Here is a 14257-nt window from a genome sequence, read left to right as displayed (position 1 = left end):
TGACATGAAGCTCATCCTCACCGCCGCCGTGGAGAACCTCGGCGAAGCCGGCGACATCGTCGTGGTCAAGGACGGCTACGGCCGCAACTACCTGCTGCCCCGCGGCCTGGCCATCAAGGCCACCCGCGGCGCCGAGAAGCAGGTCGAGGGCATACGCCGTGCGCAGGAGGCCCGCGAGGTTCGCGGTCTCGAGCACGCCAACGAGCTGAAGCAGGCCCTCGAGGGCCTCGACGCAGTCTCGCTGGACGTCAAGACCCACGACTCGGGCAAGCTGTTCGGTTCGGTCACCGCGGCTGACGTCGCCGGTGCCATCAAGACCGCCGGCGGCCCCGTCGTGGACAAGCGCACCGTCGTGCTGCCCAAGGGCCACATCAAGGCCACCGGTAGCTACCCGGTCACCGTCACCCTGCACCCGCAGGTCTCGGCAACCGTGCAGCTCGCCGTCGTCGCCGCAGGCTGACGCACCGCATCACACGAAACAAGGCCGGGTGGAAGAGATTCCACCCGGCCTTGTCGTATGTGCGGCCGCCCTACTTCGGCGCAGGCGGGTTGGCGGGCAACTGATTCCAATACTGCAGCCGTGGAGGCAGGTATCGCGGCGCCGGGTTTGCGCTGTGCGCGACGGCGTTGTTGCCCGGTCCGAGGGTGTCCCAGGACGGGAAGAAGAACTTGTGCCACGCGGGGGTGAAGATCAGCGCCCGTTCGCCGGTGCGGCAGGCGACGACGTCGCGCCGCGGCACGGTGCACGTGACCCCGGCGATGGTGACGCGCTTGCCGACGCCCAGAACCGGCGGCCGGAACCCGGTCTTCGAACCGAAGCGGTACGTCTGGTCTCTGTTGACCCACCACGGGCCCTGCTGGTCCGCCGTGATGGCGGCGCCCGTCGCGGTGGGCGGGGCGGTCGCGGGACGGCCCTGACAGCCCACGTAGCGGTAGGCCTGCCCGATCTGGCACATCCAGCGGCCGGTGGTGAAGAACGAACGCCCGTTGTCCCCGTAGGCGAGCGAGCGGAAGGTCGTCGGGTCGACCGGCTGGTAACGCGCCAGGTCGAATTCGACGGGCATCGTGGGACCGGGCGCGGCGTGCGCCGGCGGCGCACCCAACGCGATCCCGGTCGCAACCGTCAGCGCGGCCACCACCCCGACCGTTCGACGGATGACCCCGGTTCCCAACCCCAACCTCGACACGATCGACATTGCATCACACGGATTCGGGTCGTCGTCGTCGATCCAGCGATAAGTCATACGACTGATCACTGTCGTGACTAGCTGTTACGTAGATCACTCGGGAAATTCACCAAATTGTTTGCCACACGTACTTGAACAGTCGGTCGCAACACGCCCAACTGACGACGCGCCGAAGAGTGTCGAAGGATTTTCAGTTTCTTGATTGTGGAAATTAATAGGTGTTCTGACCTGGGCAAACAGAGTTGTTCACACCCGAATTCCTCAGGTTGTCCACAACGGGTGCACAATCGCTCCCCCGCTCATTCACACGTCGTCCACAAGTCCTCCCCAGATTCATCAACAGCCCGGTTTGAGTCGTCGTGTCGGAGGTCTTAGTGTCACGGCTCAGGTCTCAGTCCTGTTTTCGCACGCTCGGCGGCAGTCGTTGTCGGAGCGTCCCGATAGGAAGAGACGGACAGAGCAAGAGACAGAGCAGTACGTCGACACCGGAGACTCGCGAGGTGGCCTGCCGGGGCCGACACCACAGAGGTCGATTCACTCGTCAGGGCGAGCGGATCGAGCGTATGCGAGAGGTTAGACACACGTGGCTGTTGTGGATGACCGCGGGCACGGTCCTGCCGCCGGCGATCGGGATAAAGAACGAGGTCGGGGTCGAGGTGCGGACGATGCACCGCCCACCGAGGACTTCGGTAGGCAACCCCCACAGGATCTCGCTGCCGAGCAATCCGTGCTCGGCGGCATGTTGCTGTCCAAAGACGCGGTCGCCGACGTCGTCGAGAAGATCCGGACGGCCGACTTCTATCGGCCCGCTCACCAGGCGGTGTTCGAGGCGATCCTTAGCCTCTACTCCAAGGGTGAACCCGCCGATGCGGTCACCGTCGCCGCAGAACTCGAGCGGTCGGGCGAACTCAAACGCATCGGTGGCGCACCGTATCTGCACACGCTGATCTCGACGGTGCCCACGGCCGCAAACGCCGGCTACTACGCCGAGATCGTGGCCGAGAAGGCCATCCTGCGCCGTCTGGTCACCGCCGGTACCCGCATCGTGCAGTACGGCTACGCGGGCAACGACGGCCAGGACGTGGCCGAGGTCGTCGACCGCGCACAAGCAGAGGTCTACGAGGTCACCGAACGCCGTCAGGCCGAGGACTACCTTCCCCTCGAAGAACTGCTGCAGCCGACGATGGACGAGATCGACTCCATCGCCTCGCGCGGCGGCATCTCGTTGGGCGTGCCGACCGGCTTCGCGGACTTCGACAAGCTGACCAACGGTCTCCACCCGGGCCAGATGATCATCGTGGCCGCGCGACCCGGCGTCGGCAAAGCGCTCGCCCTCGACACCCCGCTGCCCACGCCCACCGGCTGGACGACGATGGGCAAGGTCGGGGTGGGCGACAAGCTGCTCGACGCGCACGGCCGGCCCACCAAGGTGGTCGCCGCGACCGACGTGATGACCGAACGTCCCTGCTACGAGGTCGAGTTCAACGACGGCGCGGTGTTGGTCGCCGACGAGCAGCACCAGTGGGCGGCCGAGATCGACGGTGAGCGCCAGGTCGTCACAACGGCGGGCCTGCGTGCGCACGTGGGGTGTGCGGTCATCCGCAACACCGCGCCGCTCGAGTTGCCGCGCAAGCGTTTTGCCTACGGCCCGTACACGGTCGCGGCGCTGGCGGGGATGGCGTTCGACGATCCCGAGATCAGCATGCGCATCGACGCCGAGGGGCCCGTCGACGTGATGACGCTGATGGCCGACCTCGGCGGCCGGATCCCCTACGAGTACCTGCGCGGTTCGATCGCGCAGCGTCGGTCGTTGCTGGCCGGTCTGCTCGATGCCCGCGCCAGCGTCGACGACGACGGCTGGATCACGGTGCCCGCCGCGACCCGGCACATGACCGCGGTCGTCGCCGATCTGGTCGCCGGTCTGGGCTTCAACTACAAGCGCTCGGCCACCGGTTGGCTGCGCGTCGACGCCGACGAGGACGTGTTCACCGTCCACCACAAGGCAATTCGACACAAGGAGCTCCGACGCAAGGCCGGCGTCCGCCGCGTCGTCGCGGTGCGTCCGGTGGATTCGGTGCCGGTGCGCTGCGTCGAGGTCGACAACGACGAGCACCTCTACCTCGCCGGCGAGGCGATGGTCCCGACGCACAACTCGACGCTGGCCATGGACTTTCTGCGCTCGGCGGCGATCGGCCACGGCCTCACCGCGGCCATGTTCTCGCTCGAAATGAGCAAGACCGAGATCGTCATGCGACTGCTCTCGGCAGAGGCCAAGGTCAAGCTCGCCGACATGCGTGCCGGCACCATGAGCGACGACGACTGGACGCGTCTGGCCCGCCGAATGGGTGAGATCTCGGATGCGCCGTTCTTCATCGACGACTCGCCGAACCTCACGATGATGGAGATCCGCGCCAAAGCGCGTCGTCTCAAGCAGCGCCACGACCTGAAAGTCGTTGCGGTGGACTACATGCAGTTGATGACCTCGGGCAAGAAGGTCGAGTCCCGTCAGCAAGAGGTCTCGGAGTTCTCGCGTCAGCTCAAGCTGCTGGCCAAGGAACTCGAGGTGCCGGTGATCGCGATCAGCCAGCTGAACCGTGGTCCCGAGCAACGTACCGACAAGAAGCCGCAGGTGTCGGACCTTCGTGAGTCCGGTTCGCTGGAGCAGGACGCCGACATGGTCATCCTGCTTCACCGCCCCGACTCGATCGAGCGCGACGACCCGCGCGCGGGTGAGGCCGACATCATCGTCGGCAAGCACCGTAACGGACCGACGGCCACGATCACCGTCGCGCACCAGCTGCATCTCAGCCGGTTCGTCGACATGGCGCGGGGTTAGGCTTCGCGAGGTCGGCCCTCTCAGGAGGTCTCGAGTGCACCAGCCGGGGGCCGGCACCAGACTTTCCTTCCCTCATCAGTGAGGTTCGTGTATTCGTTCACGCGGATCAGGAGATTGCCGTCCGAATCGTCGCGTTGACGGTAGGCGAACCCTCCGTGAGCGCATATTCCCTTGGTGGGTGGGATGTTCGGGTCGAACTCGACAACTACAGCCTCGCGTTCGAGTTTTCGCCACCACACGCGAAGTCTGTCCAGTTTGTCGGCGTTCATACCGGCACCGAAGGTTGCCATGTACTCCCCGTGGTCACGAAGTCGCCGGTAGGGAATCGCCTTGTCGTGGCCCTTTGAGGTCTCCCAGGGCCAGCAGTCGTTAATCAGCTGGCGCGTCGATTTCTTTCCGCCGTAGGTCTTCAGATGCCAGGAGACTGCCTGCCGCGTTACGCCGTACATCTCGGCGATCTGGGTTTGGTTGTAGCCCTTCGACTTCAGATCCTCGATTACCTCTTTGGAGAGCTCGCGATCAGATGTTGTGCTGGGTTGATCCATGACCTTGCTCTTTTTCGACGGGTCGGATCAAGAGAACCCTTGCTTCCGCGCCCTGGTACCGGGCTCGGATGCCCTGCGTATACCTGATCATCATAGGAAGGAACGTCCGCGCGTCCCTCAACCGCAGGTACACCCGGGCGGCTTCCGGACCGGGAGTACCGCGCGGAGCAGGGCCCTGGTCAAACCGGTTGCGCGCACCCCGACAATGGTGAGGTGACCGAACGAATTCTGCGCGCGTGAACGTCGGCGACCGATGACCGCACCCGCGCGCTCGAGCCAGGCCATGGTCGTCTGGCTGGTCGGTCTCACGGTCTACTTCGTCGCGGTCCTGCAGCGGTCCTCGCTGGCCGTGGCCGGTTTGCTGGCGGCCGAACGCTTCGACATCACCGCGTCGCAGCTGTCGACCTTCGTCGTGCTGCAGATCCTGGTCTATGCGTTGATGCAGGTCCCTGTCGGACTTCTGGTCGATCGGTTCGGGCCGCGGCGGGTGATGCTCACCGGGACGCTGATTCTCGTCGTCGCGCAGGTCAGTTTCGCTATCGCCGACAGCTACCCGTGGGCGCTGTCGTCCCGGTTCTTCATCGGCATCGGTGACGCGATGACGTTCGTGTGCGTTCTGCGGTTGGTCACCAGTTGGTTCCCGACGAAGCGGATCCCGTTGATGACTCAACTCACCGGGGTGCTGGGTCAGTTGGGTGCGGTGGCGGCGGCGATCCCGATGACGTGGGCGCTGTCGACCCTGGGATGGACGCACGCGTATCTCGCCACCGCAGCCATGGGCGCCGCTCTGCTGCTGGCCACCTGGCTGGTGGTGCGCGATTCGCCGACGGCGCGCTCGGTGTCGGGTCCGGTCCTCGGGTGGGCGGGTATCCGGCAAAGCCTGAGCGCGTCGTGGGAACATCCCGGTACCCGCCTGGGTTTCTGGATGCACTTCTCCACACCTTTCAGCGCCAACGTCCTCGGACTCCTGTGGGGCTATCCCTTCTTCGTGGAGAGCCAGGGCCTGAGCGCCGGCGCCGCGGGTCTTCTGTTGACGATCATGGTGCTCGCGATCATGGGCTTCGGCCCGGCATTCGCCTGGCTGATCACCCGATCACCTTGGCACCGTTCGACGTTGGTTCTCGGGGTGATCGCGAGTATCGCGACCGCCTGGGCCGTGGTGCTGGCGTGGCCCGGCCCGGCGCCGTTCTGGCTGCTCGTCATCCTCGTGATCATCTGCGGGATGGGTGGTCCGGCGTCGATGGTCGGCTTCGATCTCGGCCGCACCTCCAACCCCGCCTCTCGCACCAGCACAGCCACCGGGCTGATCAATCAGGCCGGGTTCCTCGCGACCCTCGTCACCGCCGGCTTGATCGGTCTCATCCTGGACTGGCGCACCCCGGATGGCGTCGAAGGCTATCCGGCCGAGGCATTCACCTGGGCCATGGCCGCGCAGTTCCTGCTCTGGGGACTCGGTGCGATACAGATCTGGCGGTACCGCCGGAGAGGCCGCGCACGGCTGCTGCTCGACGACCCGGAGCAGTGGGCGCGCCAGTCCGGCCGTCCGGTTCCCGAGCAGCCCTGAAACCCTTCAGACCCTCTCGATCGATGTGGTCGTCAACCCCGGATGACCCGGAGGTGACTCACCCGGAAGTAGGGGGTGATCTCGGTCCTTTCACCGATGTGGCGGCCACCTTCGCCGGCTTAGCCTCGCGATATGACTGTGATCGACACGGCCCAGGACGCGGAGGCCGCCCCCACCAGAGAACCTTCGACCCCGATCCGTCGTTGGGGTCCGGCCAGGAAAGTGGCGTTCCGGTTCGCCTTCATCTACACGGCACTGTTCTGCCTCACCTTCGCGCAGATCACCTTCATGTTCTTCGGCCTACTGGGAAACCTGCTGCCGGAGAACATGATCGTGTGGCAGATGAATGCTCTCGCACCGGTGATGGAGTGGTTCGGCCGCAACATCTTCGGGGTCGAGGCAGTGCTCGATCTGGACTCGGGGAGTGGCGATCAGACCGCGATCTGGGTCTATCTGTTCCTGATCGCCGTAGTCGCGGTGGTGGCCACAGCTCTGTGGTCGGCCCTGGATCGTCAACGGCCAGAATACATCCGCTTGTGGTCGTGGACGGTGCTGTTCCTGCGGCTCGCACTCGGCGGGCAGATGCTGTTCTACGGATTCGCGAAGCTCATCCCGTCGCAGATGGGCCAACCCCCACTGGCGACGCTCCTCGAACCGTACGGCGACTTCAGCCCGGCGTCGGTGCTGTGGATGCAGGTGGGGAGTTCACCGGTCTACGAGATCCTGCTCGGCAGCGTCGAGGTACTCGGCGGTCTCCTGCTGTTCTGGTCGCGCACAGCCACGCTCGGCGCGATCGTGAGCTTCGTCGCGATGGTCCAGGTGTTCATCCTCAACATGACCTTCGACGTCCCGGTCAAGATCCTCTCGTTCCACCTCGTGGTCTTCTCGCTCATCCTGTTGGCACCGCAGATGCGAAACCTCCTGGATCTGTTCGTATTCGGACGATCAGCGAATCCCGTCAACCCGCCCGCACTGTTCACACAGGACAAGCTCAACCGGTGGGCGGCGGGAATCCAGGTGGTCCTGGGCATCTGGGTGGCGATCGGAGCGGCCCAGATCAGCTGGACCGCGTACCACGAGTACGGCGGTGGTGCACCCAAGCCCGAGCTGTACGGCATCTGGTCGGTCCAGGACTTTCGCGCCGACGGTAGGTCGGTGCCGCCACTCACGACCGACGAAATCCGTTGGCAACGGCTCGTGTTCGACACCGGTGGCGCGACGACTCTGCAGATGATGAACGGTGCACTCGTTCCGATACCGGCCGAGATCGCCGACGGCACACTGCGGCTTCAGCAACCAGCTGCGGTCCTCGATATCGATCGTCCCGACGATGACACCCTCGTGTTGAGCGGCGACCTCGACGGCACTCCGACCACGATCGTCGCGCACCGGATGGACCACGACGCCATGACGTTGCGGAGCAGGGGATTCAACTGGGTCCAGGACGAGCCGTACTTCCGGTGAGATCCTGCAGCGCCATGTTCGATCAGCGGAACCGGCCCGAGGCTCGTCCGGCACTCTCAGCGCACCGCAACGACGTCGACGAGAACCGTGCGAGAACCCATTCCCAAGCGACTCGCTCCTGTTCGAGGCGCACACGCGTGCCGAGTGAGTCTTCCACGAGGTCGGTGTAGAGGGCTCGCTCGGCGGGAGTGAGCCGGGTGAGTGCAGACGTCGCCGGACGATCCTCGGTGACCCAGCGACCCCGGTGTGCGAGAAGAGTGTCGCGATCCATCAGGATCGACTCGGTCTGGGGGAGCCAGGCTCGTAGTCGGTCGAGAATGGCAAAGCCGTGTGTATCGATGTCGCCCCAGTACAAGACCGGAACATCGGTGAGCCATGGGAGCCGGCCGATGCGATCCACTTCGAACCCCTTGCCCCACAACACCATGCCGTCCTCGGGGACATCCACACTGAGATAGGTGATCTCGTTCTCGACGACGAGGACACGTCGCGGTCTCAACGCCACCTGCGCGAGTTCGTCGGCCCGGACGCTGAGCTCGGTCAGAAGCTCGGGCAATCCCAACGTCGATGACGGCCGAAACCGCACGAACTCGGGCTTCGCGCGCAAGCCCAGCCCGGCGAGGAAACCGGCGGCGGTCGAGGACACACCGAGCATCGACGCCAGTACCGACCGGTAGCGTTCGGCGAACTTGGTGTCGACGCCGGGGGCGGTGATCTCGCGTAGGTAGCGGCCCGATCCGCGTTGTGCATCGAGCCACTCGTATGCCGCGATCAACCGCGGGAACTCCGAGCTGAGCTCGACTGCGCGGAGCGGATGCCGGAGGACCCAGGCGCTCACCGCCGGCGTGTCGGCAGACAGACGCATTACATCGTCGAACTGTGCGACGTCGCTCGCCACGCCGAGCAGCGACCATGCCTGCTCGAACGAGTCGATGACCGCTCGCACCGGAAGCTCGTTCCGCCCGACCTGCCGTCCACCGATCGACTGCCAGCACAGCGTGTAGTGCCCATCGTGGCATCGCCCCCGGTCCAGTGCGAACACCCATTCGCGGGCCGCGCCGAGGTCCTCGGCGATCTGCGATGGGGTGGGGCCGCGCAGCGGGATCTCGATGGGCTCGAACAGACCGTCACTTGCATACGCGCGCAACAGGGTTCCGTCGATCCACCGGCGTCGGACCCGGGCAACGATGTCGTCGGGCGAGGTCCAGCGACCGCTCACCGCAACTGTCCGTCTCGGCGGGACCGGTACTCCTCGATCGTCATCGTCTGCAACCGTGAGAACGTGCCGGTGGGGTTGTCCACGAAGCCGATCGCCTTCACATACGGCTCGATCACATGCACCTTCTGCAGCGGCGTGACGATCAGCAACTGCAGCCCGAGCTTGGCGAACAGGTCCAGCGCGTAACGAGTGGACACGTCCGATCCCCGCCCGAACGCCTCGTCGATCACCGCGAACCGAAAATCACGAGACTTCTGCACGCCCCATTCCAAACCGAACTGATATGCCAGCGAGGCGGCGAGAATCGTGTAGGCGAGCTTCTCCTTCTGACCGCCGGACTTGCCGTCGGAATCGCTGTAGTGCTCCCACTCGATGTCGGTCTCCACGTCCCGCTCAGAGGCGGAGAACACGAACCAGTTCCGCACATCGGTGACCCGGCGCGTCCAGTTCTTGTCCGAGTCGGCGTGCCCGTCCCGACCGCGGAATCGTTCGATGATCCGCTTGACGTCCAGGAACCGCTGCTCCGAGTACTGGTCACCGTCGACCGCAAGGCTGTCGTTGGTCAGGTTCCGCAGATCGGATCGGAACTGCACCACTTCCTGATTCGTGGTGGCTTCTCGCTCCAGCCGGATACAGCGGCCCGGGTTGTACGGCACCGCGCCCAGCGCCTCGTTGATCCGGGCGATGCGCTCGTCGATCGACGCGGCCTGCCGGTTGAGCCAGTTGTTGAACCCGGCGAGCTCCTGGATGGCGTTCTTGTTCAGCTGGTCCTTGAACTCGGCCTCGAAACGTGGGAGGTCGTCGGTCGCGACGCGCTCGCGGAAGGCGACGAAGTCTGCTCGGGACCCGACGTCGGCGTCCATGTCGGCGCGCAGGTCGGGCCATCGTCGCAGGACCTCGGCCATGTACTGAGCGAGGTTCTGGCCGTGACCACCGAGCTCACGGGTGAGTCGTTCGATCCGCTGATGCAGCACGGACGAGAGTGTCGATTCCGCCGCGGGGCAGTCATCTGCCGTGGTCGGCATGACGTCGAGGCGTTGTGCCAGAGCGTCATACGACGCCCGTGCGGTCGTGAGGTCGGCCTCGGCGTGCTGTGCGATGAACGCGTCGGTCCCGGCACGAAGTTGCTCGGCCTGGTGTCGGGCCGCCGCAGTGGTTGCCAGTTTGCCGGTCAGCTCGTTGATCGTCGCGTTGAGGGCCTCGGCGTGCTCGGCATTGCGTTCCAGCGCCACCGTGATCTCCTGCAGCCGTGAGGAACCCGATTCGAGACGGGCCCGCTCTGCGTCGTGCGCCTCGACGCGATGACGGGCCTCGTCGACGTCGAGTTCGGTCCAGGAATGGAATCCCTCTAGCCGGGCGAGTGCTTCGCTGCGCTTCTGCACGACGTCTCGCTGTTCCGACATCGTGGTGATCTCCGTGGCGGCGGCCGACTGCAGACGCTCGAACTCATCGAGATCGTCACGCAGCGCGGCGATCTTGCGTTCGTTGGCCCAGCCGAGGACCCATCGCCGGGGATCGTCGACGCGGTGCCGGTCGTCCTTCTCATGACGACCACCGGAGCGCACCTGGCCTTCGCGTGTGACGGCGCGCGTGGCCGCCCGGAACTCGGCGATGTTCTCCGTGCGCCGGTGGTCGGCTCGTTTGAACACCTCGGCACGCAGGTAGTCCTCGAAGGGCCCGTCCTTGATCTCCAGGCACTCGGCGAGCACGGGAACGTCGGAAGGCTGGCGCTGTAACGGAATCTGTCGCCCCGGCACGCGCTCATATACCAGGCGCGCACCGACGTTCCGGCCGGCGCCTCGAAAGGTCAATCGTCGGCCGTTGACCCACTCCGCGACCGAATCGTAGTGTTGCTGCGGCACCAACAGCGAGAGCGCGAAGCCGCGCAGAACCCGCTCGGCCGCGCCGCGCCACTCACCGTGCTCCGCGGCGACATCGAGAAGTTCGCCGGCATAAGGAAGATCGGTGTGGGTGAGCCCGAGGTCGGTGGTGAGCTGATCGCGCAGTTGTACCTGGTCGGGCGGCAGATTGCTGGTGCGGTTGCGGAGGTCGTCGAGTTCGTCGCGGATCGCATCCGCCCGTCGGACCGTGTCTTTCTCGCGTCCGATGGCGTCGGCGATCGTGGTGTCCAATGCGCGTTTGGTCGCCAGTAGCCGGGAACGTTCGTCGTCGATGAGGCCGCGCAGAGCGCTGAACTGCTCGGCGGAGGTCACCGGATCGAATCCGGCATCGGCGATTGTGGCGTCGAACAGTGCCCGGCCGTGCCGGCGTTTCTGCAGATCGTCGCGCGCCGCGGCGGCGAGCCGTTCGAGTTCGCCGACGCGGTCACCGCCGGCCCGCGCCCGCTCCTCGATGAGCGACTCGCGTTCGCGAGCCAGGTCGCGCTGGCGTGCGGTGGCTTCGTCCTGGCGGCGTAATAGGCTTTCACCTTCGGCGGTGTACGTGACGATCTCGCCGGCGAGCAATCCGGAACGGTGCTCGGCGATGAACAGCCGAACGGCCGCGCGCTGCAGGTCCAGCTCATCACGTTCGGCCAGTGCGGCGTCGTACTTGCGGCTGGTGGCGACGATGGGCTCGAGTGCCTCGAGCTGCTCGCGGGCTCGCTTGACGGCGTCGAACGCCTTGGTGAGGTCGTCGAAGTGGCTGATGATGTCGCGGACACGCTCGGAAGCGTCGCTGGGTTCGAGCATGTGTCCGCGCACGAACTCGTTGAGGTTGCCGACCGACTTCATCGACACCGTCTGGTGGAGCAGTTCGAGCGCTTGCTCGGACCGTATGCCGAGCAGCCGTCGCATCGAGGTGGAGTATTTCGGGAATTCGTCGACCACCTCGGCACCGCCGGACCGGAGTCGCTTGCGCAGGTCGCGGAGGTCGGAACCGAAGTCCGCGAAGTCGGTGGCGATGGTGAGTTGTTTGGTCGCGGTCACATAGAACCGGTAGGGCTGCCCGACGGTGTCGCGTTGCTGGAACACTTGAGCGAGGGTCACGGTCTCGTCGTAGCCGCCGTTTCCGAACACACCGAGGATGACCGAGTAGGTGTTGCGGTTCTGCCGGAGGCCTTTCGCGCGGGATCGCCCTGTCGATTCCTGTCGTTCGGACTTGTAGTGGCCTTCGACGTAGGAACGAAGTGTGCGTTCCTTGACCTCCGCACCGGCGGCCTTGTTGTAGGCGATCTTGTGGGCGGGCATAAGCAGGGTGGTGACCGCGTCGACCAGGGTCGACTTGCCCGATCCGATGTCTCCGGTGAGCAGTGCCGTCTCCGTGCCAGGGGTGAGTCGCCACACCTGTCGATCGAACGTGCCCCAGTTGAGGACCTCGACGTACTGCAGACGGAATCCCGCCCCCTGGGCGGGCCCGCCGAGTTCGACCGATGAGAAGAGTCCCTCGGTCATCGGCTTCCTCCGTCATCGGCCGGCCGTCCGGCGTACTCGCGGAGCTTGCCCGCGAAATCCGACAGTGTCTGCGCGTCGATGTAGGCCTTGATGATGCGCCGGACCTCCCACTGGTCGGTGTGGCCCCGCAGTTGGCGCAGGAATCCGAGTTCGACAGTCTTCTTGATGGTGCTCTCGGCCTGGTCGACGAGGCGTGCCTCGTTGGTCGACTCGGCCTGGAACAGGCGCAGCATCTCGACGATCTGGTCGGTCGACAGGACGAGTCGGCCCTCGCCGCCGGTGATCTCGAACTCCAGCAGGCGTTTGCGGAGGAGTACCAGTAGCAGGCTGACGTTGTAGGTCAGTGCGCGGCGTCGGACCAGCCGCGGAAGTGGTTCCTGTTCTGCTTGTTCCGGCCGTGAGCGGAGGTAGGCGTAGCCCTCGGAGTCGTCGACGACGACGTCGACTCCGATCGTGGCGAAATGGTCGCGTACGCCGGCCCCGGATCGCTCGAGCGTGGCCCAGGCATCCGCGTCGGATTCGCGGTAGACCACGCCCTGCATCAGCCGGATGATGGTGCTCGCGACGGCGCGTTCGTCGGTCATCGTCGCCTCACCGTGACTCTCGGAAGCCGGGCACGCCGGATGGTGTCCGGATCGTTGGGATCGGGGTATTCCAACAGGGTCTCGTCGGAGGCGTCGATGTCGATGCTGACGTCACCGTCGTCGAGCGCGAGATAGCCGACGATCTCGGCTGCGCCCTGCTCGATCGGGTACATGCCGACCACATCGGACAGGAGCGCGGACGACCGCTCGGGCAGGATCGCGCGGATGTTGGCAGCCAGACGGGCCTGGTCGACGAAGGTTTGGGTGAACAGCAGCTCGGCGTCGAGGTCCTCGGTGGCGTGCTCGATGTGGCTCTCGACGGTCGCCGAGGCGGGCTGCTGGTAGAGCGGCCGTTCGAAGGGCAAGGCGATCTCGATCCCGGGCTGGTCGACGTCGAGACCGAAATCCAGTGTGTCGCCGCGGAGCTCGAGCGCGGTGCTCTCCACGGCACGGACGAGGTCGAAGACTCGGCGGTTCTCGAGCCACACCTGGTCGTCGAGGAAGCGGCGAAGTTGTTCGGAGATCTGGCGGACGGTGCGCTGGGTGCGGTCGGCTGCCTCCGACCAGTCGTGGTGGATGCCGCGGATGCGGTGGTCGACTTTCACGAAGTCGAGCGAGGACACCTTGTCGAGCAGGGCGGACAGTTCGGTCTGCCGAGAGTCGGAGAGCAGGAACTCGAAGAACGACTGGAAGCTGCGCCCCTGGTCGGACGAGGCGATCTCCGACCGACTGCCCACCAACTCGGCGAGGAGTTCGCCCTTCGGGCCGTCCCAGGCGGCGATCTTCTCGCGGGCGGCGCGGTCGAGGAGGCGAAAGTTGTCCTCGACCTCGCGGAAATCGGAGAGCAGCTCACGCGCGGTCGACGACAGCTGCTGGTAACGGTCTCGGACCCCTGTCTGGTCGAGAACCGCGATGTGGCCGGACTCGACGGCGTCGATCTCGGCGTCGATCTCGGCACGACGACGCCGCAACTCCGCGAGTCGGACCCCCGGGTCGGATTCGACGCCGTGCACGATCTGCCGGAGCAGTTCGACGACGGTGTGCAACCGCGACTCGGTTCCGACGAAGGCTCTGCCCTGGAGGGAGACGACCCAGGAGTATGCCTTCTCGAAGGCCGGCGTCACCTCGTAGTGGACTTCGTCGTCCCCCGGCGGGTAGAAGCGACGGAGAAAGCCCGCCTCCGTTGCGGCCCAGTCCTCGAGGTACGCACGAGGTTCCTTCGGGAATCGAGCCTGTCCGTCTTCCGCTGCGGCTGCGGTGTTCAGGTCGTAGAGGAGGTCGTCCAACGCCGCGGCGAGGTCGTTGGCCGAACTCGCACCCCGGTTACCCTCGACGAAGTAGTTCCCGAGGAACGTCAGGATGAGCGGGGAATGGTGAGCACGCAGCAGCCGCCATGCGGGATGTCGTTCCCACAAACCGGTGAACGCGTGGAAGTCCATGGGCCAAGAGTAGGCAACCCGTCGGAC

10 protein-coding genes are annotated in these 14257 nt (G+C 65.5%); 4 read left to right on the top strand and 6 right to left on the bottom strand.

The window, feature by feature from the left end:
* The first annotated feature begins 4 nt into the window (after positions 1-4).
* Complete coding sequence (gene rplI / locus GKZ92_RS22160; RefSeq protein WP_006361033.1) at positions 5-460, top strand: 50S ribosomal protein L9; 456 nt, start codon at positions 5-7, stop codon at positions 458-460.
* Positions 461-530: 70 nt separating this feature from the next.
* On the opposite strand, the gene GKZ92_RS22155 is transcribed toward rplI, so the two are convergent.
* Positions 531-1196, bottom strand: coding sequence for a hypothetical protein (locus GKZ92_RS22155; RefSeq protein ID WP_035754051.1), 666 nt, complete (start codon positions 1194-1196; stop codon positions 531-533).
* Between the two features lie 574 nt (positions 1197-1770).
* Here GKZ92_RS22155 and dnaB point away from each other — a divergent pair.
* On the top strand, positions 1771-4023 hold the full coding sequence (gene dnaB, locus GKZ92_RS22150; protein WP_035753992.1) for a replicative DNA helicase: 2253 nt from the start codon (positions 1771-1773) through the stop codon (positions 4021-4023).
* Positions 4024-4043: 20 nt separating this feature from the next.
* Here dnaB and GKZ92_RS22145 read toward each other — a convergent pair whose 3' ends face one another.
* The gene (locus tag GKZ92_RS22145; protein ID WP_035753993.1) at positions 4044-4568 is read right to left on the bottom strand and encodes a hypothetical protein; all 525 of its coding nucleotides are present in this window, start codon (positions 4566-4568) and stop codon (positions 4044-4046) included.
* Between the two features lie 253 nt (positions 4569-4821).
* Here GKZ92_RS22145 and GKZ92_RS22140 point away from each other — a divergent pair, with 253 nt between their 5' ends.
* Positions 4822-6132, top strand: coding sequence for an MFS transporter (locus GKZ92_RS22140; protein ID WP_035753994.1), 1311 nt, complete (start codon positions 4822-4824; stop codon positions 6130-6132).
* A 132-nt stretch (positions 6133-6264) separates the two neighbouring features.
* Positions 6265-7596, top strand: coding sequence for a hypothetical protein (locus tag GKZ92_RS22135; protein WP_035753995.1), 1332 nt, complete (start codon positions 6265-6267; stop codon positions 7594-7596).
* A 22-nt stretch (positions 7597-7618) separates the two neighbouring features.
* Here the strand turns inward: GKZ92_RS22135 and GKZ92_RS22130 are convergent, their stop codons facing one another.
* Genes GKZ92_RS22130 through GKZ92_RS22115 form a run of 4 tightly spaced genes read right to left on the bottom strand, consistent with a single transcriptional unit; the run spans position 7619 to position 14230 of the window.
* Complete coding sequence (locus tag GKZ92_RS22130) at positions 7619-8815, bottom strand: Wadjet anti-phage system protein JetD domain-containing protein (protein WP_035753996.1); 1197 nt, start codon at positions 8813-8815, stop codon at positions 7619-7621.
* A complete protein-coding gene (locus tag GKZ92_RS22125; protein ID WP_155225644.1) occupies positions 8812-12207 on the bottom strand; it encodes an ATP-binding protein in 3396 nt (1131 codons plus the stop codon). Before GKZ92_RS22125 ends, GKZ92_RS22130 begins: the two co-directional genes overlap by 4 nt.
* Positions 12204-12791, bottom strand: a complete 588-nt coding sequence (locus tag GKZ92_RS22120; RefSeq protein ID WP_035753998.1) for a DUF4194 domain-containing protein — start codon at positions 12789-12791, stop codon at positions 12204-12206. The genes GKZ92_RS22125 and GKZ92_RS22120 overlap by 4 nt, the downstream gene beginning before the upstream one ends.
* Positions 12788-14230, bottom strand: a complete 1443-nt coding sequence (locus tag GKZ92_RS22115) for a DUF3375 domain-containing protein (RefSeq protein WP_035753999.1) — start codon at positions 14228-14230, stop codon at positions 12788-12790. Before GKZ92_RS22115 ends, GKZ92_RS22120 begins: the two co-directional genes overlap by 4 nt.
* Positions 14231-14257: the final 27 nt, after the last annotated feature.

Source organism: Gordonia sp. 135 (assembly GCF_009720185.1).
In the GTDB taxonomy this organism is placed as follows: Bacteria; Actinomycetota; Actinomycetes; order Mycobacteriales; family Mycobacteriaceae; genus Gordonia; species Gordonia alkanivorans.
Note: the sequence above shows the minus strand (reverse complement) of the source record. Positions and strands in the feature narration are given on the sequence as shown.

What these genes read in the sequence shown, in the direction of transcription:
- GKZ92_RS22135 (WP_035753995.1), top strand. Translation starts at nt 6,265, where the DNA reads ATGACTGTGATCGACACGGCCCAGGACGCGGAGGCCGCCCCCACCAGA.
- rplI (WP_006361033.1), top strand. Translation starts at nt 5, where the DNA reads ATGAAGCTCATCCTCACCGCCGCCGTGGAGAACCTCGGCGAAGCCGGC.
- GKZ92_RS22125 (WP_155225644.1), bottom strand. Translation starts at nt 12,207, where the DNA reads ATGACCGAGGGACTCTTCTCATCGGTCGAACTCGGCGGGCCCGCCCAG.
- GKZ92_RS22115 (WP_035753999.1), bottom strand. Translation starts at nt 14,230, where the DNA reads ATGGACTTCCACGCGTTCACCGGTTTGTGGGAACGACATCCCGCATGG.
- GKZ92_RS22120 (WP_035753998.1), bottom strand. Translation starts at nt 12,791, where the DNA reads ATGACCGACGAACGCGCCGTCGCGAGCACCATCATCCGGCTGATGCAG.
- GKZ92_RS22145 (WP_035753993.1), bottom strand. Translation starts at nt 4,568, where the DNA reads ATGGATCAACCCAGCACAACATCTGATCGCGAGCTCTCCAAAGAGGTA.
- GKZ92_RS22140 (WP_035753994.1), top strand. Translation starts at nt 4,822, where the DNA reads ATGACCGCACCCGCGCGCTCGAGCCAGGCCATGGTCGTCTGGCTGGTC.
- GKZ92_RS22155 (WP_035754051.1), bottom strand. Translation starts at nt 1,196, where the DNA reads ATGTCGATCGTGTCGAGGTTGGGGTTGGGAACCGGGGTCATCCGTCGA.